The 20,778-nt window shown below is 50.3% G+C and carries 23 protein-coding genes; 8 read left to right on the top strand and 15 right to left on the bottom strand.

Annotated elements, in window-relative coordinates; all coding sequences use genetic code 11:
- From KJS57_RS09145 to KJS57_RS09130, 4 genes are all read left to right on the top strand, one after another.
- Nucleotides 1-85, top strand: an 85-nt coding sequence (locus tag KJS57_RS09145; protein WP_211020181.1) for an IS3 family transposase, incomplete at its 5' end; no start/stop codon positions are given.
- A gap of 188 nt (nt 86-273) precedes the next feature.
- Nucleotides 274-1,125 carry an SPFH domain-containing protein gene (locus KJS57_RS09140; protein WP_211022525.1) on the top strand — a complete coding sequence of 284 codons (852 nt, stop codon included), beginning with the start codon at nt 274-276 and terminating at the stop codon, nt 1,123-1,125.
- 14 nt (nt 1,126-1,139) lie between these two features.
- Complete coding sequence (locus tag KJS57_RS09135) at nt 1,140-1,337, top strand: type II toxin-antitoxin system antitoxin (protein WP_211022239.1); 198 nt, start codon at nt 1,140-1,142, stop codon at nt 1,335-1,337.
- Entirely contained in the window at nt 1,324-1,923 is a 600-nt protein-coding gene (locus tag KJS57_RS09130) for a hypothetical protein (protein ID WP_213654512.1), read from the top strand. Before KJS57_RS09135 ends, KJS57_RS09130 begins: the two co-directional genes overlap by 14 nt.
- 89 nt (nt 1,924-2,012) lie before the next feature.
- On the opposite strand, the gene copZ is transcribed toward KJS57_RS09130, so the two are convergent.
- The 7 genes from copZ to KJS57_RS09095 all read right to left on the bottom strand — a co-directional run bounded on the left by copZ (nt 2,013) and on the right by KJS57_RS09095 (nt 8,134).
- Complete coding sequence (gene copZ / locus KJS57_RS09125; RefSeq protein ID WP_213654511.1) at nt 2,013-2,213, bottom strand: copper chaperone CopZ; 201 nt, start codon at nt 2,211-2,213, stop codon at nt 2,013-2,015.
- Between the two features lie 41 nt (nt 2,214-2,254).
- The gene (locus tag KJS57_RS09120; protein WP_244861460.1) at nt 2,255-2,605 is read right to left on the bottom strand and encodes a metal-sensitive transcriptional regulator; all 351 of its coding nucleotides are present in this window, start codon (nt 2,603-2,605) and stop codon (nt 2,255-2,257) included.
- A gap of 278 nt (nt 2,606-2,883) precedes the next feature.
- Entirely contained in the window at nt 2,884-3,168 is a 285-nt protein-coding gene (gene qoxD, locus KJS57_RS09115; RefSeq protein WP_211022242.1) for a cytochrome aa3 quinol oxidase subunit IV, read from the bottom strand.
- Between the two features lies 1 nt (nt 3,169).
- The gene (gene qoxC, locus KJS57_RS09110; RefSeq protein ID WP_213654510.1) at nt 3,170-3,766 is read right to left on the bottom strand and encodes a cytochrome aa3 quinol oxidase subunit III; all 597 of its coding nucleotides are present in this window, start codon (nt 3,764-3,766) and stop codon (nt 3,170-3,172) included.
- Nucleotides 3,763-5,706: a cytochrome aa3 quinol oxidase subunit I gene (qoxB, locus tag KJS57_RS09105; protein ID WP_211022244.1), complete on the bottom strand. Its 1,944-nt coding sequence runs from the start codon at nt 5,704-5,706 to the stop codon at nt 3,763-3,765. The genes qoxC and qoxB overlap by 4 nt, the downstream gene beginning before the upstream one ends.
- Nucleotides 5,707-5,731: 25 nt before the next feature.
- On the bottom strand, nt 5,732-6,727 hold the full coding sequence (gene qoxA, locus KJS57_RS09100; RefSeq protein WP_213654509.1) for a cytochrome aa3 quinol oxidase subunit II: 996 nt from the start codon (nt 6,725-6,727) through the stop codon (nt 5,732-5,734).
- A gap of 429 nt (nt 6,728-7,156) precedes the next feature.
- A complete protein-coding gene (locus KJS57_RS09095) occupies nt 7,157-8,134 on the bottom strand; it encodes a diaminopimelate dehydrogenase (RefSeq protein ID WP_211022246.1) in 978 nt (325 codons plus the stop codon).
- Nucleotides 8,135-8,395: 261 nt separating this feature from the next.
- Between KJS57_RS09095 and KJS57_RS09090 the strand changes: the two genes are divergently transcribed.
- Both KJS57_RS09090 and KJS57_RS09085 read left to right on the top strand, forming a co-directional pair.
- Entirely contained in the window at nt 8,396-10,114 is a 1,719-nt protein-coding gene (locus KJS57_RS09090; RefSeq protein WP_213654508.1) for a copper resistance protein CopC, read from the top strand.
- Nucleotides 10,115-10,150: 36 nt separating this feature from the next.
- The gene (locus KJS57_RS09085) at nt 10,151-10,963 is read left to right on the top strand and encodes a YcnI family copper-binding membrane protein (RefSeq protein ID WP_213654507.1); all 813 of its coding nucleotides are present in this window, start codon (nt 10,151-10,153) and stop codon (nt 10,961-10,963) included.
- Nucleotides 10,964-11,345: 382 nt separating this feature from the next.
- Here KJS57_RS09085 and KJS57_RS09080 read toward each other — a convergent pair whose 3' ends face one another.
- From KJS57_RS09080 to KJS57_RS09055, 6 genes are all read right to left on the bottom strand, one after another.
- Entirely contained in the window at nt 11,346-12,557 is a 1,212-nt protein-coding gene (locus tag KJS57_RS09080) for an SLC45 family MFS transporter (RefSeq protein WP_213654506.1), read from the bottom strand.
- A 4-nt stretch (nt 12,558-12,561) separates the two neighbouring features.
- The gene (locus tag KJS57_RS09075; RefSeq protein ID WP_213654505.1) at nt 12,562-13,299 is read right to left on the bottom strand and encodes a glycerophosphodiester phosphodiesterase; all 738 of its coding nucleotides are present in this window, start codon (nt 13,297-13,299) and stop codon (nt 12,562-12,564) included.
- Between the two features lie 190 nt (nt 13,300-13,489).
- Nucleotides 13,490-14,350 carry an ABC transporter permease gene (locus KJS57_RS09070; protein WP_211022251.1) on the bottom strand — a complete coding sequence of 287 codons (861 nt, stop codon included), beginning with the start codon at nt 14,348-14,350 and terminating at the stop codon, nt 13,490-13,492.
- A 30-nt stretch (nt 14,351-14,380) separates the two neighbouring features.
- Nucleotides 14,381-15,415 carry an aliphatic sulfonate ABC transporter substrate-binding protein gene (locus tag KJS57_RS09065; RefSeq protein ID WP_213654504.1) on the bottom strand — a complete coding sequence of 345 codons (1,035 nt, stop codon included), beginning with the start codon at nt 15,413-15,415 and terminating at the stop codon, nt 14,381-14,383.
- A gap of 32 nt (nt 15,416-15,447) precedes the next feature.
- Nucleotides 15,448-16,614, bottom strand: coding sequence for an LLM class flavin-dependent oxidoreductase (locus KJS57_RS09060; protein WP_213654503.1), 1,167 nt, complete (start codon nt 16,612-16,614; stop codon nt 15,448-15,450).
- A 133-nt stretch (nt 16,615-16,747) separates the two neighbouring features.
- Nucleotides 16,748-17,308 carry a flavodoxin family protein gene (locus KJS57_RS09055; RefSeq protein ID WP_213654502.1) on the bottom strand — a complete coding sequence of 187 codons (561 nt, stop codon included), beginning with the start codon at nt 17,306-17,308 and terminating at the stop codon, nt 16,748-16,750.
- A gap of 245 nt (nt 17,309-17,553) precedes the next feature.
- Here KJS57_RS09055 and KJS57_RS09050 point away from each other — a divergent pair, with 245 nt between their 5' ends.
- Entirely contained in the window at nt 17,554-17,778 is a 225-nt protein-coding gene (locus KJS57_RS09050) for a PspC domain-containing protein (protein WP_213654501.1), read from the top strand.
- A 69-nt stretch (nt 17,779-17,847) separates the two neighbouring features.
- A complete protein-coding gene (locus KJS57_RS09045) occupies nt 17,848-18,525 on the top strand; it encodes a PspA/IM30 family protein (RefSeq protein ID WP_213654500.1) in 678 nt (225 codons plus the stop codon).
- Between the two features lie 778 nt (nt 18,526-19,303).
- Here the strand turns inward: KJS57_RS09045 and KJS57_RS09040 are convergent.
- Complete coding sequence (locus KJS57_RS09040; RefSeq protein WP_211022257.1) at nt 19,304-20,239, bottom strand: SPFH domain-containing protein; 936 nt, start codon at nt 20,237-20,239, stop codon at nt 19,304-19,306.
- Nucleotides 20,239-20,673, bottom strand: coding sequence for an NfeD family protein (locus KJS57_RS09035; RefSeq protein ID WP_211022258.1), 435 nt, complete (start codon nt 20,671-20,673; stop codon nt 20,239-20,241). Before KJS57_RS09035 ends, KJS57_RS09040 begins: the two co-directional genes overlap by 1 nt.
- Nucleotides 20,674-20,778: the final 105 nt, after the last annotated feature.

The following is a 20,778-nucleotide window of genomic DNA, read 5'->3' as shown; positions in this document are numbered from 1 at the left end:
ATATTACAACCATCACAGGTATCAATGGGGATTAAAAAAGATGACCCCTGTTCAGTACAGGAATCATCTATTGTCTGTTGCCTAAGCCTTCTCTTTTTTAAGTGTCCTTGACAAGGGTACCAGTTTACTTAAGATCATCGGTCTGCCTGCTTCTTTTTTTATTTTGTTGTGTTTCGCTGCCGCAATTCATTCAAGTTAGTTTACAATATATTGCAAAAGTGATATCATATAAATATCAAATTAATATTCCTTACGAAGGAGTGCTTAGGCATGATCAAAGAAAAAGAACTTACGTATATGAACGGCTTTGTGGCCCTGCTATTCATTCTGGCGATTACGGGGGCCGGCGTGTACCTCATTACGCTTGAGGACGTCCTCCCGCTTATCGCAGGCATAGCGGCTTGTATTGTAGCCTTCGTGCTGCTCACCGGATTAACGATCGTGCAGCCGAATCAGTCTAATGTCGTTACTTTCTTCGGGCGTTATGTCGGCGTCATCCGCAAGAGCGGGTTCTACCTCGCAGTCCCTTTTTCCACCCGCAGAAGAGTGTCCCTGCGCGTTCGCAACTTCAACAGCGCCAAGCTGAAGGTAAATGATGTCGGCGGGAATCCGATCGAGATCGCTGCTGTCGTTGTTTTCTCGGTGGTCGATTCGGCCAAAGCACTGTTCGAAGTGGATGAGTACGAAACGTTCGTTGAAATTCAAAGCGAGACCGCTTTGCGCCATGTAGCAAGCAAATATCCGTACGATCAACCGGACACCACCGGCTTCTCGCTTCGCGCCAATACGGAAGAGATCGCATTGGAACTGACTGAAGAATTGCAGAAGCGCCTTGAGATTGCAGGCGTCAAAGTCATAGAATCCCGCCTGACCCATTTGGCTTACTCGACCGAAATCGCCAGCGCCATGCTGCAGCGCCAGCAGGCCGAAGCCATCATTGCCGCCCGGGAGAAAATCGTCGACGGCGCGGTTACTATGGTTCAAATGGCGATTGCCCGTCTGCAAAACGACAATGTGCTTGAACTGGATGACGAACGGAAAGCTGCCATGATTAACAACCTGCTCGTTGCCGTCGTATCCGACCGTTCCGCCCAGCCGGTCATTAATACGAGCAGCTTGTATTAAGGGGCCTCATTTATATGGCCGGAAAAAAGAGCTTTCCGCTGCGCCTGGACCCGACCCTTTACGCCGCTTTGGAGCGCTGGGCAGCTGACGAGTTCCGAAGCGTAAACGGTCATATTGAATTTCTGCTCCGGGAAGCTTTACGTAAAGAGGGCCGTCTCCCTTCTCCAAGCAAGATGGCCGTCAAGGAGGATAAGAACGATGCAGACCACTAAGAAGATCCGCAAGCCATGGTGGGTATCGAAATCGACCGCCCTTCTGCAGGAGTTCGCGCATACTTCAAAAGGAGCCTACGTTCCATCGTCATTCAAAGGCTGGAAATACACGGGTCAGCATGTAACAATTCCATTGGCTCAAGGATTGGGATCGATTGTAGTTGCCGTCACTGATTCCAACTCTAATTCGTCGGGCCAGTTAGCTGTCAGTATGAAATTCAGCTATTCTCCCCGGCGTAAATTGGAATTCCATTTGCGCAAGGTGAAACGGCCTCTCTTTCTGCCTTTTCATCCGCAACTTCGTCCCGTCACCTTGCCCAATTCGGCCATGAATAAGGCGTTCCATGCCAAAGCCTCCCATCCGAGTCTGCTTCGTTCCCTTCTTAAACAGGATGGATTGTATGAGGCGCTTGAATGTCAGCCTGGCTCCTATATAAGGCTTCAGCTTAAGGATCATAAAGCGGTTCTACGATTATCCGAAGACAGCAAAAAACTGGACACCCACTCCCTGGAAAGAGGCGTCAAGCTGATGAAGCATTTTATCGCCGGGCTTCACGAACAAGGCTTTATCCGTGAGAAAATATAAAATAAAAAAAACAGGGGCCGGTTCCATAACCGGTCCCTGTTTCTCTATACATACTAGGGGTATATTTAAGACGACAGAATGCATCTGTCTTAGACTACATCATACCCCTGATCTTCGATCGCTTCTTTGATAGCTGCCACTGTCAGTTTACTTTCGTCGTAGGACACCTCAACACTTTTTGCCGAAAGATCCACTTTGGCCGATGCGCCAAGTTCCTTCATAGCTCCCTCGATCGAATTAACACAATGATTGCACGACATACCTTCCACTTGCAAAGTCACATTAGACATTCTATATTCCTCCTATTAAATTTATTTATTGGGTAATTTATTTATTTCATTAATTTATTCACCGTGATCAGCAGTTCGTCTACGACTTCCATTTCGCCCGCCTGAATGCGTTCAATAACGCAGCTCTTCATATGTCCTTCCAGAAGCAGCTTGCCTACGCTGTTCAATGCGGATTGGACCGCCGCGATCTGATTCAGGACATCATCACAGTAAGTATCCTTCTCGATCATGCCTTTAATCCCGCGAATTTGCCCTTCGATCCGGTTAAGCCGACTTGTCAGATTGCCCTTGACCGCTGCCGAGTGATGACTGTGTCGCCCGTGAGCGTCACTCTCGCAACAGTTGTCCGCAGCATCGTGATTCGTATTCTTAGGCTCAAGTTCAGCAGCCATTCTTCTCCTCCTCTCACCCGCCTGCAATCCACAGACCGGCGTCCATTGGTTTACCTTACAAGTCCATTATATTATACCCCTTAGGGGTATGTAAAGTACTTTTAGAACTTTTTGCTCCAGTCTAGCATTGGCTCTGGTTCCAGGTAATTATTCATCCTACAGGGAGTCATGGCAATCTCTTTAACTTTTAAAGAATCCATAATACAAAAAAGCCGCAGCCTCCTTATAAAGAGACTACGGCTTTAATTATATTCCTACTTCCCTTAACGGGCCTTTTCTTACTGGTAACCCCAGATCATCGTGAACAGCGTACCGAACACGGTCACTAGGCCGACGAACAATGCGTAAGCGATATTCGTATACAACGCCTTTTTGGAGCCATCCTCACCGATGTGCATAAACAGGATAAGCTGTACTCCCATTTGGATGACCGCACTTACGAGGAGAATACTCATTCCGGCAGCTACCGACAAATCGAAGAAAACAACGGATAAGGCAACAATGGACAGGATCAATGAGAACAAATATCCCATGACGTGTTTAACAGGGAATAGTTTTTTCATATCACATCAGTCCTTTCAGATAGACGAAGCTGAAGATGAAGATCCAGACTACGTCCAGGAAGTGCCAATACAGCGAGAAAATAAACGACTTGTTCGCCGTGTCGAGCGTGAAGCCTTCACGCCCGATCTGAATCATCAGTCCGATGCCCCACAGCAGACCCAACGTTACGTGGGCGCCGTGTGTTCCGAGCAGGACGAACAAGCTGGACAGGAACGCGCTCCTTTGCAGCGTCGCCCCCTCATTTACATAAGTTACAAACTCCATGATTTCGACACCGAGGAACACGGCGCCTAGCAGCAATGTGATGAAAAAGAATACCATCGCCGGCTTTTTCAAGCCCTGCCGCATACTGTTGATAAACAGGCCGATCGTAAAGCTGCTTGTAAGCAGCACGAACGTTTCGATCATAACCGGCCCGATTTCGAAAATCTCATGCCCCGACGGCCCGCTGCCCGTACGATTCCAAAGCGTAAGGTAGACGGCAAACAGGGTCGAGAACAGAACAATCTCGGCTCCGAGGAACAGCCAGAATCCGAAAATACGGTTGCTGTTCTCTTCGGAACGATACTCCAGCGGTAACGTATGATCTAATTTCATGCCTGTTCACCCCCCAATCTTGCTTCCGTCTCCAGAATTTCTTTTACCGGGATATGCCGACCATGGTCACGTTCGAACGAGCGCACCGCCAGCATAACCACTACGCCGATGCCTGCGATAATCGCAGGAACCCACCAGCTGAATACCATGAAGAATCCAAAGAAGAAGAATATAATTCCCAAAATGAACGGCTGTCCACTGTTATTCGGCATATGAATTTCTTCAATCTTGCCTTCGTAAAGCTGGTGTCCGCCTTTTTTGGATTCCCAGAACGGATCCAAGCCTTTAACTGTAGGCTCGATCGCAAAGTTGTATTCCGGAACCGGACTGTGCGTGCTCCACTCGAGCGTCCGTGCATTCCATGGGTCGCCCGTCGTATCTCTCGGAGCGTAACGGAAGCTCCAGTAAATATTGTAAACCAACAGAATGAAGCCGATGGCAAGACCGACAGAGCCGATCGAAGCAAGTAAATTCAGCGGGCCAAAGCCCGTACTTTCCGAATAAGTGTACATCCGGCGCGTCATCCCTTTAAGTCCAAGGAAGAACAGCGGGAAGAACGTCACATTAAAGCTGATAATGATCCACCAAAAGGCGCGTTTGCCCTGGCGTTCATCGAGCCGGAACCCGAACAATTTCGGGAACCAGTAGTAGAAGCCGGCGATGACGGCGAACACGGTACCCGGAATAAGCACGTAGTGGAAGTGGGCTACCAGGAACATCGTGTTGTGGTACTGGTAGTCGGCACTCGCCATCGCGAGCATAACGCCGGTTACGCCGCCGATCGTGAAGATCGGAATAAAGGCGAGCGAGTACAGCATCGGTGTAGTGAACTCGATTCGGCCTTTCTGCATCGTAAAGAGCCAGTTGAATATTTTGACCCCGGTCGGTATGGCAATCGCCATCGTCGTCACCGAGAACACGCCGTTGACCATCACGCCGTGACCCATTGTATAGAAGTGGTGAGCCCATACAAGGAAGGACAGCAACGAAATGACGACCATACTCCAAACCATGGATTTATAGCCGTACAAGTTTTTCCGCGAGAACGTGGAAATAATTTCACTGTAAATCCCGAACGCAGGCAAGATAACGATATATACCTCAGGATGGCCCCAAACCCAGAACAGGTTGGCCCAGAGCATATCCATCCCGCCATTGGCCATCGTAAAGAACTGTGACCCGAATAAGCGGTCGAACATCATCAGCGCCAGTGCCACAGTCAATACCGGGAAGGCGAACAGGATAATAACGCAAGTAATGAGTACCGACCAGGTAAACATCGGCATCTTCATCAGGGTCATGCCTTTAGCACGCATTTTCAGAATCGTCGCGATAAAGTTGACGCCGGTCATCAGCGTACCGATACCTGCGATCTGAATCGCGATCGAATAATAGTTATTCCCTACCGTCGGGCTGAATTCCAGACTTGCCAGCGGGAAGTATGCCGTCCAGCCAGCATCCGGCGATCCGCCGATGACGAAGGAAATGTTGAACAGCATCGCTCCGGCGAAGAACAGCCAGAAGCTGACCGCATTAAGCCGAGGAAACGCTACGTCGCGCGCCCCGATTTGCAGCGGAACTACGACGTTCATCAAGCCGATAATAAACGGCATCGCCATGAACAAAATCATGATGACCCCGTGGGTCGTAAAAATTTCGTTATAGTGTTGCCCGTCAAGCAGCCCGTTTTCCGGCATTGCCAGTTGGGCACGCATCAAGAGGGCGTCAACGCCGCCGCGGAACAACATCAGCAGCGCGGAGATGATATACATAATCCCGATCCGCTTATGGTCGACGGTAGTCAACCATTCACGCCACAAGTAGCCCCATTTTTTAAAATAAGTCAGGCCGATAAGAATGGCTAGCGATGCGACGACGATGCTGACCATCGCGCCATAGATCATCGGTTCGCCAGTGACGAAAAATTCGTCCCATTTCATGTCTAGCTAACTCCCTTCCGTTCTATTAGTTGCCGTGCGAGCTATGATCCGCCGCTCCGGCGTCGTCTGTGCCTGTCGAATCCATATTCATTTCGGAGTGGTCCATTTCGGAGTGGTCCATTTCGGAATGGTCCATTTCTCCGGACTCTGAATTCATATCCATCTCTTCCGAACCACCATGGTTGTGGCCGGCATTTTCACCTTCTGGAGCAGGTCTGAACTCAAGGTGTGTTGAAGAATAAGATTTTCTGCCGACATGGCTCTCTTTAAGCAATGAGTCGAATTCCTGCTCCGTCAGTTTCGGAGCCGTTGTTTTGACTTCATCAAGCCATTCTTCATAATCCTTCGACGTCATGGCCAGCGCCTCGAACTCCATGTGCGCGAAGCCTTCACCGGAGAAGTTGGAGTTTTTCCCCATGTAAGATCCGGCGTGCTCAGCTACAAGGTTAAGCTTGTTGACCATGTCGCTCATCGCATACTTCTGTCCGCCAAGCTGCGGGATCCAGAAGCTTGAGATTGGCCCATAGGCATACAATCTGAACTCTACCGGACGATTCGTCGGGAAGTTGACGTAGTTGACCGTCTCAATCCCTTCCTCCGGATAGCTGAAATGCCATTTCCAGTTGGAAGACGCCGCATAAATCACGAGCGGTTTTTGGTCTTCGTAGCCTTCCGGCACCTTCTCTACTGCGGCAGTACTCCGAATTGTAACGACCGACAAAATGGTAACAATAATGACCGGAATCGTAATCCAGGTGATCTCCAACCATTTGTTCCCCTCCATATGAGGCGGCTCATAGTCAGGAGCGGCTTTAGAAGCGCGGTATTTGGTAAGCATGTAAACGTAAAGAATATAAACAACCAGCAGAACTAGCGCCATTACCAGGATCGAGAAGATAATGACATTAGATTGTGTCTTGGCCACCGGACCTTTCGGGTTTAGTACAGCTAAATTGTTGCATCCGGTCAGAAGGACAAGAAACGCTGAAAAGACAGCGAGCAGCAATCCCTTCCTTTTCATAGGATTCCGATACCCCTTTCTAAATTGTGAACCTCATCACGATGAGCGAGATGAATTCTTGATTATCAGTTAAGTTTTATGTTAGGGAAGCCTTGAACTAATGACAATTCATAGAGAAAGGAATAAATGCAATAAATTTACATTTATATCATTAACGGTCCTCTGGTTTGATCACCCCAATTCCGATTACAGTCGATTAGAGCTCAAATTCAGCCGTATTCGGCGATTTTGATAATTGTTCACATTGCATTCCAAGGAGTGCCGAGTTCGCAAAATTGTCATAATGATACCCCTGTTAGTGATATTAATCACTTACTTATTCTGGACACTCCAGCAATTGATGCATGAATAACTTTAGGAACAATCAAAAAAAAGTTGCCCGGCCATCCGGCCAAGCAACCCTTATTTATCCTTATTATTCCGTTTTTGTTACAGCAGTTCTTTACGAAGCTGCTCCGGCGATTTCGGCGACAACAAACCAAACGGAATGTCGAAGACTGTTTTCGCGCCGGTTTGTCCGGACTGGGACAGCTTGTACACTGCGCGGGCATATGCGACCAACACGCTGGCCGTAAATTCCGGATTGCTGTCCAGCTTCAGGCTGAATTCAATAATTTGCGTATTGTTCTCCCCTGTCCGTCCGCTGCGAAGCACGTTGCCTCCATGCGGCATGGCGGAATGATTTTGCTTCAATTCTTCTTCGCTGATAAAGTTGACGGTCGTCAAATAATCGGAGAAGTAATTCGGCATTTCTTTGATTTCGCGTTCAATCTTCGCCAAATCGGCGCCTTCCTCAGCGACGACATAACACTCGCGAAGGTGCTTTTCTTTCGTCGACAATTCCGGGTTTTCTCCGTTACGCACACGTTCCACGGCGGATTCGATCGGAATGGTGTATTGTACACCGTTTTTCACGCCCGGTACGCGACGGATCGCATCGGAATGCCCCTGGCTTACGCCTTTGCCCCAAAAGGTATACTCTTTCCCTTCCGGCAAAACGGCCTGCGCCAACAAGCGGTTCAAGGAAAACAACCCTGGATCCCAGCCCGTGGAAATTACGCTGACGTTCCCGCCTTTTTGCGCCGCAGCGTTGACTTGCTCAAAATAATCGGGAATTTTCGCATGCGTGTCAAAGCTGTCAACCGTATTAAACAAAGCCGCAAGCTCCGGCCCTTGTTCAGGAAGGTCTGTGGCCGAACCGCCGCAAAGGATAAGAACATCGATCTTGCCTTTATAGTTCTCTACCTCAGAAATATGCACGACGCCGTTTGCCGCCGCAACCTCATTCGGATGTCTTCTTGAAAAAATAGCGCTGAGCTCAATGTCGGGGTTTTGCTTGATCGCTTTTTCGACGCCGCGACCCAAATTACCGTATCCTACGATACCCACCTTGATGTTCGATGCCACTGAGGTTTCCTCCTTTAATAAAAATATGCATACTTATTATTTTAACGCACGCCAGCAGATTTTGAAATCGCCAACATACAAAGAGTGCAAATAAACTGCTTATTCGTACAAACAATAAAAAGTCCAACATTCACACTTTAGACATACCACCGGGCATAATTGGGAAAGTGTGGAAGTTTTGACTATACTCATCCGGTAATAATAGTTGTAAAATAAGATAAATGTGTAACATATGTCATTGCAATTGTAAGGTGGTGCGTTTTGCGTCTGAAAAAATACAAACCGTACGTGATAGTTCTTATTCTAGCTTTAGCATGTTGGGCCGGTGTTATTCCGGAATACGCCTCCGCACACGCTTATGTCGTATCTTCCTCGCCCTCTTCAGGGGAAGTGCTGGAGAAATCACCTGAATCCATATTCATTCAATTTGATGAAGAGATCGAACCCGCCTTTTATTCGTTGCAGGTGCTAAGCCCCTCCGGGGAACGCCTTGACAAGAAGGATGCCGCTATCGATCCGAGCCGTCCCGACAGACTTGTCGCCGGGCTAACTCCCGGATTAGTGGACGGAATTTATACGATTAAATGGAAAGTTGTCTCCAGTGACGGTCACCCGGTTTCGGGAACCCTAGCATTTCAAATCGGCAACCCGGGAGCTGGAAGCGTTCCGATCGTAACATCAGATAATCAGGTTCCTTCCCCGGAATGGAGTCTGCTGTTGATCCGCTGGCTTTGGTATGCGGGGATGACTTTGACCACCGGCACGCTGCTATTCCAACTGTTCTTGCTGCCTCGCAGCGCACGGATTAACGGGATACCGTTCAAAACGAAGCGCAGCAAGCTCCTGCTCAATTTAGGCATTGTGCTGGCCGCCACGGGCATTATCGCAAGCCTGCCGCAGCAAACCGCCAGTAATGCAGGCGTGTCATGGACAAGCGCTTTGAGCGCCGACCTGATAAGTGAAACCTTGCAATACACCGGCTTCGGCACGATATGGAAAATCCAGCTGGCGCTACTGGCGTTGCTGGCCTTTGCCTCCCTGCTCTGGATGAGGATCGGAAACATCCGGCATCCGCGCGAAACAGACATCCGACTTTCTGTGTATGCAGCTTGGGCTGCTATGGCCTTCAGCCAAGGACTTATGCTCTCCAAGGCTTTTATCGGCCATGCGGCCGCCGCGGAGGGCAAGGCGCTTGCTGTTACGGCGGATTATCTGCATTTATCCGCCGCATCGCTTTGGCTAGGCGGCCTGCTGGCCATCGTCTTTCTGTTGCCGGAGGCCGCTGCGAAGGCGAGCTCCCCTGAAGAGGTCGCTTCTGGACAACGTCCGCTTGCTTATTGGCAGGCCGTAAGCCGCTTCTCAGCGCTCGCCTCCGCAAGCGTGGCCGTTCTGTTGATATCCGGGATCTACGGAACTGTCATCCATATTCCATCGCTGAGTGCACTATTTCAAACCGGTTATGGCCTGGCGCTTCTGGCGAAAATTGCCGTATTCCTGTTCATGCTTGGCCTCGCCTTTACAGGATTCCTGCGCGGACGGCGGCGCTCCCGGCCTCTTGGACGGGGCGTGTGGGTCGAGCTGGCCCTTGGATTTATCGTGCTTGCGCTCGCCGCCGTCTTGGCTAACCAACCGCCGCCATCAACCGCCGCAGGACTGCCCGACCGGCTGGAGGCGACCGTTCAGGGACACAAAATCACCCTGGAAGTTACGCCCCGAACGATCGGCAAGAATCATTTTGTAATCAAGCTGCAGGATCCGGACGGCAAGCCTATGGAACAGGTGGAGCAAGTTACCCTGTCCCTGACATCCTTGGAGATGGACATGGGCTTGATTGAAGTCGTTATGCCCGGCGGTTCTTCAGAGCTCGAGGCTGATGGGATTATTACCATGGGCGGGGACTGGAACGTACAGGTCCATATTTTGCTCAAATCGCTGGAATCATTGGATCATGACTTTACTCTCCATGTGGACAGCAACTAGTAATATTAATCTTTTGCAAAAAAGAAAGGGGAAACTATGATTAAGAAATTTATTTACCGTATAACAACCTTATGCACTTCGGCAGCGGCAGGACTCCTGTTGTTTTCCGGCCTGGCGAGCGCACACGTTACTGTACAACCGGGATTATCTTCTCCTGGCGCCTGGGAAACCTACAGCCTGAAAGTTCCAGTGGAAAAAGACATTCCGACGGTTAAAGTATCGCTTAAAATACCTGATGAGCTCGATTTCAAACAGTATCGCCCCGTACCCGACTGGACGGTGGAGCTCACCAAGAACGAATCCGGCAAGGTGACGGTCGTTACTTGGGCCTCCGAAGCTGACGGAATCGGACCGGGCGAATTCCAGCAATTCGAATTCGTCGGGAAGAACCCCGCCGATGACACTTCCCTGGCTTGGGACGCCTTCCAGTATTACAGCGACGGATCGATCGTCGAGTGGAGCGGCGAGGAAGGCTCGGACAAGCCGCATTCGATCACCACAGTGACCGCGGATGCGGCAGCTGGAGCGGCTGACGGTCACGCCGCTGATCAAGGCCACGACACCGGCGTTGAAGCCGGCGATGCAGCGGACGGGAATGCCGCCGGGGCCGAAGGCGGGAACGCGAACGCAGTAGCGGATAAAACTGCTGGCGACGACACCAACAGCAAGGCTGGCGATACTGAGGCTGCAGGCGCAGAAGCAGGCGCGGCTGCGAGCGACGCAGGGCAAAGCAAAGACGGCGGTGCCTCTGGTGTAGAGATAGCAACGTTGGTGCTGTCTTCCGCCGCCCTGCTTGTCTCCCTTGCGGCCCTTTGGGCAGCTATCCGCTCCCGGACGAAAACGTCCTAAGGAAGCGTCTGAGTTCGGGGCTACGTCTGGCCTGATCTGTTATCGGATCTATTTACCGGATCTGTTTACCGAATCTATTTACCGAATCTGTTACCGGATCTGCGACCGCACTAAATATAGCTGGAAAACCTACAGTTATTTTTATCTCAAACTACCGTTTACAGAATTTAGCGGGAAATCCTACAGTTAATTTGCCCTTATGAACAAAAATCAGGCCATATCGGCGAAATTAGATGCAGATTTTCCAGTTAATGCGTCTAAAAGCTGAAATATCATGAAAATAACTGTAGAAAATACAGCTATTTCTGCGATTACGCATCCAACAAAAAGACCTCCGGGAGCAAGCCGTCTAATGGCCATTCCCGGAGGTTTTGCATGTAACCTAATCCACCATGATCGGCGTGTTGTCCAATGGTCCTTTCCCTGCGGGTCTCTCTTCCGAGGAAGCTCCTAGCAGACAGCCAAGCGCCAGGAGCAGTCCAACAGAGGCGCTGATGAACAATGCCGGGTAGCCAAACACGTCGATGACCCAGCCGAGGAGCGGCGGAGACACGATCGCGGCAAGCGAGGATACGAAGTAATAGATCCCTGTCCGCGTGCCGATGCTCTCTTCCCGTCCGGTCGAAATGACCCATGGATATGAATTGATATTGATGCAGGCCCAGAAAATACCGCCAACGATCAGCACCAGTCTGAGCAGAAGCACGGAATCTACGAACACAACTGAACCGAATACGAGGAACAGGCCCGCTACGCCGATCATAATGATTTTTTTCTTGCCGAATTTGGCTCCCAGCCAACCGCTCGGCAGGGCGAACAAGAGAAACGCCAACGAGAAGAACGTAAGCGAGAACGAAGCCTCCCCGTCGCTCATCCCGACATGCTTCGTGCCGTATAGCGTGAACAGCGCCTCGACACCTTGATAAGCTACGAACCAGAAGAAAATCGCGCCTAAAATGAACAATGTCGTTCTGTCGAGCTGATCCTTGATCCGCACCGGTGGCCCGCTCGGCTTGGCGTCGGGGTGGCTTTCCAGAAGGATCGGTTCTTTAATTACTCTTTTTAGAATAAACATGGAACCCAGCATCACTATGCCGGCAAACAAAAACGGTACGAATGAGCCGATTCCGTATAAAATCGATCCGATGCCAAATGCCAACACAGAGCCGATCCCGCCCATAAAGTTAATGATGCCGTTGGCTCGTGTCCGGTCCTTTTCCGGAGTAATATCCGGCATTAACGCCACCGTCGGCGCCCGAAACAAGCTCATGGACAAATTCATTAACATCATGAACAATACCAGGGTGATTAGACCCGTATGTAAAGGAATCATCGTGGCAAACACAGCCCCCAGCGGCATCCCGATGAGTAAGTAAGGCATCCGTCTGCCATACTTGGTAGTCGTTTTATCGCTCCGATGACCGATCCATGGCTGCAGAAACATCGCGAAATAGTTGTCGATCGTCATCATGAACCCGATCAATGCCGCGCTTTTCAGGTAATCGTCCAAAAATAGCGGTACGAAGGCGTTATACAACGCCCAGGTCAAGCTGATGCTGAAAAAACCGAGTCCCAGCAGCCATGTTTTTTTCATCCGGTCACGCTCCTTGATCGGACAGCAGTTCAGCCAACCGGTCAGGGTAATCGGTAATGATGCCGGCCACCCCCGCCTTGATCAACCCTGCCATCTCGTGTTTTTCATTTACTGTAAAGGGATTATAAACTACTCCCTGCTCGGCGGCAGCGGCAACAAACTCCGGCCGGACTGCGTAATGGAAGGCGTGCAATGCTTCGGCGCCGATGTTCTTCGCATATTCCCATGGCTCATACAAGCCTTCCCCATACAAAATGCCGGTCCGGATTTCCGGTGCAATCTTTTTGCAATCCACCAAAGAATAATGATTGAAGCTCGAAATAATCGTGCGCTCCGCCAATCCATACGCTCTTACCATATCGATGACCTTGCGCTCCAGTTCAGGATACTGCACAAACCCGTTTTTCAGTTCCAGATTAACGATGGTGTCCGTGCCCTTTACGAGCTCCAACAACTCTTCCAGCGTCGGGATCTTTTCCCCTCTATAATCCTCATGGTACCAGGATCCGGCTTCATGGGAGCGAACTTCCTCTAGCGTCAAATCCTTAACCCAGTCCGGCGTTCCCGCCGTCCGTTTCAAAGTTTCGTCATGAATCAGCACCAGGTGCCCGTCTTTAGTCATCTGTACGTCGGTTTCAATACCGGTTGCGCCAAGCTCCAGGGCATAGGCGAATGAGGCAATCGTATTTTCCGGACGGTGTCCGGCCGCTCCGCGGTGCGCAAAGTTAATGAGTTTAGCCAATGGATGGTCCTCCTTGGATGTTAAGTCATTTTTATTCTTCAATTTTAAATATTATCCATCTCCCTATTATAATCCTGCAATATTAATGCAATATAAAAAGATAATAACGAGAACATCCGACATCGGCATCGGCACGAAAAAACCCGAGGCATTCGCCCCGGGTATGTTATCTCAATATCTCAACCGCTCATCATCCCGTAAAATTCTCCCGCCATTTCAACAGCCGCTTCTCCAGCCACCGGACCAAGGAATCTGATAATTTGCCGACCGCGGCAAAAATGGCAATCCCCACAAACACAATCGTGATGACCGAAAATTGCCTTGCATCCTGAATCAGATAGCCGACCCCGGAGCTAGAGCCCATCATTTCCGCTACGACCAGGCCCAGCCAGGATACGCCCAGTGACAGCCGGACACCGAGCAGCACATTCGGCAACGCCCCCGGCAAAATCACCAGGCGAATTTGCTGCCAGCGGCTGAACTCCAGCACCCGTGCCACTTCGACCAGCTTCCGGTCTACACCCCGGATCCCGAGAAAGGTGTTGACATAGAGCGGAAAAAAAGCGCCCAGCGCGATCAGCAAAATTTTCGAAGTCTCGCCGATCCCGAACCAGAGAATGAACAGAGGCGTGATCGCAAGATGCGGAATGGTCCGCAGCATTTGCAGCATCGGATCAAGCGCCTGCTCGGCCGGCCGAAGAAACCCTACCGCCAGGCCGGACGCAAGGCCGATGGAGCCGCCGACCAGAAATCCCGACGCCGCGCGGGCGACGCTGATTCCCAAATGGTGGAGCAGTTCTCCGGTAACTAGCAGCTCATATCCCTGTACCGCAATGGCATAAGGCGATGGGAGCAATGTCCCGGGAATCCAGCCTGCCGAGCTCGCATATTGCCATATCGCAAGGATTAAAAGTGGAAGAATACTTCCCCTAATCCAGCTGTAACGCCATATTTTTAGCACAAAGCTTCTTATTGGCCGCCGAATTGCCTTAGTACGTTGAACGGAGGATGGGACTTTGACGGTTGCGGTTGATTCTTCGATTAATGACATGAATATCACCTCGTTATGCGGATCACATAATCACTTGCCTTGGAACGCTTCTTCAACAAACCGGTTCTCGACGACCTTACTGACATCAATCTGCTTGCGGATTCCGCCGGTTTCAAATAAAAGGTCCGCCGTCTCCTGCTGCGCCTTTATATAATCCTCGCTAACCGGCTCCACGGAATAACTCGATTTGCTCAGAAGGAGCTGAATCAGATCGGCATCGACCTTTTTCTTTTCGGTAAAAAACTTCGCGGTTTCCTCAGGATGCTCGCTGCTCCAAGTAATGATCTTATCCAGCTCCTTCAGAAATATGGTGACGAGTTCCGGATGCTCCTCGGCGAATTTCCCCCTTGCGATCGCAAAACTCGGGCTAGCCAGATTCAGCTTCTCCCCATCCGCGATCCCCACGGCTCCCTGGTTGGTAGCCAAAGTAACATAAGGTTCCCAGACGGCCCAAGCGTCGACGGCTTTGGATTGAAAAGCGGGCTGGGCTTCATCCGGCTGGAGTTGAATCAACTCGATGTCGGAAGGTTTTAAGCCCTGCTGTACCGCTGCTCTGTAGACGAAGGCATAAGCGGAGCTTCCTTTGGCTACGGCAACCTTTTTCCCCTTCAAATCGGCTACGTCCTTAATTCCCGAGCCCTCATGAACAAGAATGGTATCCCCCCGCTTGCCGTCGGAGATGACCGCGATTTCCTTGAAATCGATATCCCCGGCCTGACCGGCGATCACCGGACCGTTCCCGACAAGACCGAAATCGAGATGTCCCGCCGCGATGGCCTCAAAGTGAGGCGGACCGCTTGGAAAATCGGTAAACTTGATTTCGGCGCCGGCCGCGGCAAACGCCTCATCGATCCAGCCCTTTTCATGCGAGAGCGACAGCAGGCTGATTCCCTGGGTTCCTATATTGACGACTACGGTTCCTTTGTCCTTAGCCTTCACGTCGGCCGCTGCGGCAGCCTCGTCTCCGGACTGACCCGAATTGTTGCTTGCCTTGGAGGAGCAGCCCGCCAGCACTAAAGCGAGACCGAGCACGGCAACGGCGTTTTTCAACAACAGCTTTCTCATGGTTTCTCCATCTCCCTCTCTTGTCTGTCTATCTATACCGTTTGACCGATACGGGCCTCCCATTTGGCCTTGAATAGCGGAAGCAATTTGTCTCCGGCAATTTGAGCTTCTTCAACATGCGGATATCCGGAAAGTACAAACGTGCTGATTCCCGCATCAACGAATTCAAGCAGACGGTCCGATACCTGATCCGGTGTTCCCACAAATGCAACTGCACCGCCCCCGCGAATGCGCGACAAGCCTGCCCAAAGATTGGGGCCGATCACGTAATCGTTATCCTGCGATTTCTTCCATAGTTCGGTCTGACGCTGTTGATTTATAGCATCGGTCTTAGATTGAACCTGATCGACCACATTCAACAATTCAGGAGGGGCGAGGCTTGTAATTTCACGGGCGGCCGCCCATGCCTCCTCCTCCGTATCTCTCACAACTAACTGGGCACGTAAGCCGTACCGCAGCGTGCGGTTAATGCCTTTCGTGTTGCGCTGCTCGCTCAAATAAGACTCGACTTCTTCAATCTGCTCCCTGATCTGTTGAATCGTCTCCGCCCAGAGCAGATACACGTCCGCCGTTTCCGCGGCAACCCGTTTTCCGGCAGGTGAGCTTCCACCGAAATAGAGCGGCGGGTGTGGCTTTTGCACGGGAGCCGGTTGCGATACCCCGCCTTCAATCTGATAGTACTCCCCTTCAAAATGTACTCCGGCGCGTCCCCCGCTGCGCAAAAATCCCTCCACGGAAAAATCATGCGATTCGGTCCAAACCTGCTTGACGATGTTCAGAAACTCCCGTGTCCGGTCGTATCTGGCGTCATGATCGTGATACAGCGGATCCCCAGTAACCCGCAAATCATCCGGGTAACCACCGCTAACCACATTAATCAGGGCTCTCCCGCCGGAGATCCGGTCCAGAGAAGCTCCCATTCTCGCTGCCAGTACCGGAGCGATCAATCCGGGACGCATGGCTACCAGCGGCTTCAGCGTCCTCGTTTGCGCTGCAAGCGCCGAGCCGACGATCCAGGCATCGATGCAGCTGTTGCCCGTAGGGATCAGCGCAAATTCAAATCCCGCTTGTTCCGCGGTTTGCGCCACCTGGATCATATACTCCAGCGTAGATTCCCGCTCGGGCTTCACCCCGATATGCTTGCCATCCCCCGTTGTCGGAATAAACCATCCAAATTCCACTCGATCAACTGCTGCCATGTTCTCCTACCTCCCTGATTAAAATAAAAACCGGAGACCTCCGCAGCCTGAACAGGCCGCAACAAGTCTCCGGTTTGACCGGTAGAATATTATTCTATTCCAATCGGTTAAGTGTGATTTAAATCATATACGGTTATCCAATTACTGTCAACCCCGATTTTTGCAATTCTGCATTAAGCCATTTAGCCTCCTGGATCGCCCGTTTGTCATTCCAAATGTCTCCCGGCTTGCTTGCTTTGGCAATAATATGCCCCTCCAGCGGCATTCCTACGTAATCGAAAGTATATTTTAGTTGCTGTATAAGCGGCATGGCTTTAATCCGGGGATTGTCCCCGCCAACAACCAGGACGTACGCCTTTTTCTGCGCCATCTCCGCTTTGAAATCAAAGCGTGAATCCCGAAGACTTTGGGACCAGCGATCAATAAAATTCTTCATTATTCCAGATACGGTGTACCAGTAGACCGGAGTGGCGAACACGAGCGTATCATGCTGCAGCACTTCTCGAATGACGTCGTCGTAATCATCATCGACCGGATCGAACCCGCCCTCCGTATGCCGCTGATCATGAATCGGCAGAATTTGTTTGTCCCGCAATAAAATTTCCTTATGCTGAACTCCCTCCAACACCAGCCTGCTCAACTGCTCGGTATTTCCTTCGTCTCTTGTGCTTCCCTGCAAAACCAGGATACTCATTCAGGCACTCCCTTTCCATCGTAATCGACTTTTTCCGCAAATTGCGGCTCTTTACTGTTATACTGCGTTCCCGCAGATTTATGCCGTTTCCGCCTCCTGGCGAGGATTCAGCCCGACCAAGGTCCAGTTCAGAAACCGTCTCAAGCCTGTTATGCCGCATTAGGAATCGCGGTAGAATTAAGACATCAACAACGGACTTAAATAATAATCCAATCTGACATAAAAAAGAAAGCGAGTGTTCAATCATGAAAAAATTGTATCGTTCGGCAACCGACAAACAGATCAGCGGCCTTTGCGGCGGTATCGCCCGTTGGTTCGGAATCGACACTACCGTGGTCCGGCTGATCGCCGTGGTAGCGGCGCTGTGCAGTTTCGGCACCGTAGTCGCCCTGTATCTCATCGCCAGCGTAATCGTTCCGAAAGAGCCGGTCGGCAACTTCGGATTCGACGACCATTACACACACTATTAATGAAACACGGTAATCCTGTTCGTTTAGCTAAAGTATAAACTACTATCCAACCAAAGGAGAGAATTACAAATGAGTCTATTTAATCGAATTGCTAACATTACTAAAGCTAGCCTGCATGAAGTTTTAAACAAACTGGAAAATCCGGTAGTTATGACGGGGCAGTATTTGCGCAACCTGGAGGACGATATTCGTATTGCCGAAAATATGCTGAAAGAACAGCAGATGAACGCGAACATCCGCCTGCGGAAGAGCGAAGACGCCGCCAAAGCAGCGAAGGAAAGCGAACTTCGCGCGCTGGCCGCACTTGAAGCTGGAGATGAAGCCGGTGCTAAAGTAGCCGCTACGGCCAAAATCCATTACGAGGAGCAGGCGCAGCAATACGCGGCGGAAGCGAAAGAAGCCCTGGATCGCGTGGCTGAGCTGGAATACCGCTTGAAGGAAGGCAAAGAAGAACATGCCCGCCTGAAAGAAAAGCGCAACGAATTGGCCGCACGGGCCCGCAAAGTGGAAGAGCACGAGCAAATGGAGCGGCCGAACTTCAGCCGCGGCATGGATTACGGCGCAGCCGCACGCGGCTTCGAACGCATGGAAGAAAAAATCCTCGAATGGGAAGCCGGAACCCAGCTTTCCGGTCAATCCTATGCAGGAAGCGGCGCAGCTGGCTCACAAGTGAATGCAACTGAGAATGCTGCTGTTGCCGAAGAACTGCAACGCATGAAGGATCAATTGGCATCCCGCAAAAATTAATTAGTCAAAAGGTTGGACTTGGAACTATCCTTGTCCAACCTTTTTTTTGTTGGGCCTTCGGTAGTTTTTGTTGTACCTTCGGTAGTCCTGCTCGAAGAAGCCCCCTCATCCTTCTCCCCATTTCCGAATAAATTAACTGTATTTTCTCCAGTTAATTGTTACAGGTTGGTGCTTCCACGTAAATTAACTGCAATTTATACAGTTAATTTGGCCAATACGGCCATCTCAGCGCCGAATCCGTCAAATTAGCTGCAGGTTTTCCAGTTAAATATTGATTTCGGGGGAATTCGGACAAATTAACTGTAGGTTTTCCATCTAATTTAATTTTCTCCAACTTGGGTTGGGAGTACATTGAAACTCCGGCTAATCGAAACCCGCGATGCAACACCTTATAATCCCCTTGCTTTACTCTATCCTCACTTTATCCTTACTTATTTTCACTTTATCCGTACTATCTCTTCACTATATCCTTTCCCCATCATCGACGCGCATCTTCACCTACCTCCATCCGAATCTAAATTCTCTATCTACTCACAAATCTGAAATTCATATCTAGTTACCGCGCAATTCTAACACAACGTTATCCGAGTGCCGTATAAGGGTACCAACTAACAACTAAACCATGTACTTTTATGGCAATAATCCTTTTCGGCGTATCGAACCTTCTTCGAACTTCCTATCGCAAACTGCTATGAGGCCAACATTCTTCCTCGCAGCAAAAAAAGTCCCCGGTAACCAACAAGTACATTGGTTCCGGAGACTTTCTTTAAACTTAACTTTATTTACCTTCTTTGCCGGCTTTGAAGATTTCGCCCATAGCGCCGAGGCTGCCCAACGTTTCGATGGCGTTCGAAGGGATAAATATTTTGTTGGCTGGTCCCTTCGCCACTTCCTTGAGAGCTTCGAAGGATTGGTAAGCCAATACTTGTTCGTTGAGTGCGGCGTTACGCAGCATTTCGATCCGGGCTTGCTCGGCCTGAGCAACCGCCTCGATCGCTTTCGCTTCCCCGATAGCTTCCAGCTCCTGCGCCTGGCGCAAGCCTTCTGCTTCGCGGATACGAGCCTCCTTATCACCTTCCGCCTTGAGGATCTTACTTTGCTTATCCCCTTCAGCGCGCAGGATCATATCCTGCTTAGCCGCTTCGGCTTCCAGAACGATCGCCCGTTTGTTCCGCTCGGCTTTCATTTGCTTATCCATTGCTTCTTGAATATCGAGCGGCGGTTTAATGTCAATAACTTCAACGCGCTCAATCCGTACGCCCCATTTTTCGGTTGCTTCGTCAAGCGCAATCCGGATATCCGTCGAAATCTTTTCCCGTCCGGACAAGGTTTCGTCGAGCTCCATCTTACCGATGATTTGACGCATCGTCGCGGTCGAAATATTCCGAACCCCGTATACATAATCGGAGATACCGTACGTAGCCTGCTCAGGACCGACAACTTGATAGAAAATGATCGTATCGATTTGAACCTGAACGTTATCCTTTGTAATAACGGTTTGCGGAGGCACATTAGCCTGTTGGATCCGCAGGTCATGATAAGTACGAACCTGATCGATCACCGGAATCAGAATATTCAGCCCCGGGTTCATCAACCGGTTGAATCTACCGAGCCGCTCCACAACGCCGACCCGCTGTTGAGGTACGATTTTGACCGTGAGTGAGATAAAAACAACGACTACTACGACAATGACGGCAATAATTGCCCATTCCATTAAATAAATTCCTCCCATCTTTCTACTTCAATAATTGTACTACTTCGTTTCAGCACCCGTACAAGCTCATCTTTTGCCAGAGTTTGAGCCGACGTGGCGCTCCAGGTGTCTCCTCCGACTTTTACGATGCCATATTGCCCCTCTTCAATCGGTTCGACAACGACTCCCTGTCTCCCTACCAGTTCGGTACCGGTATCTTCAAATCCTTTGGCAGCGCGAAATTTTCTGGAGAGCGGTTTCGTGAAAACCGTCAAAATTAACGCTACCACGCATCCTGCAACGACTTGAAACAGATACGCATCCGGCGCAAACCATGCCACCAGCGCCGCTACCAAGGTTCCAATACATAACCATAGCATGTAAAATGTGAGCGTAAACATTTCAAGAACCAGAATAATTCCTGCGGCTATAAGCCATAGCACCCATGCATCCATCCTGACAGATGCACCACCTTTCCGCATTATAGTTATATATACGGGACTCCGGGCAAAAAGTATCAAGAAAAGTAAGTTTTCGCAAAAATACTGAATAGTTCCCAT

The sequence above is a fragment of the Paenibacillus vini genome (assembly GCF_018403325.1).
In the GTDB taxonomy this organism is placed as follows: Bacteria; Bacillota; Bacilli; order Paenibacillales; family Paenibacillaceae; genus Fontibacillus; species Fontibacillus vini.
This window is presented reverse-complemented; position numbering and strand designations above follow the sequence as displayed.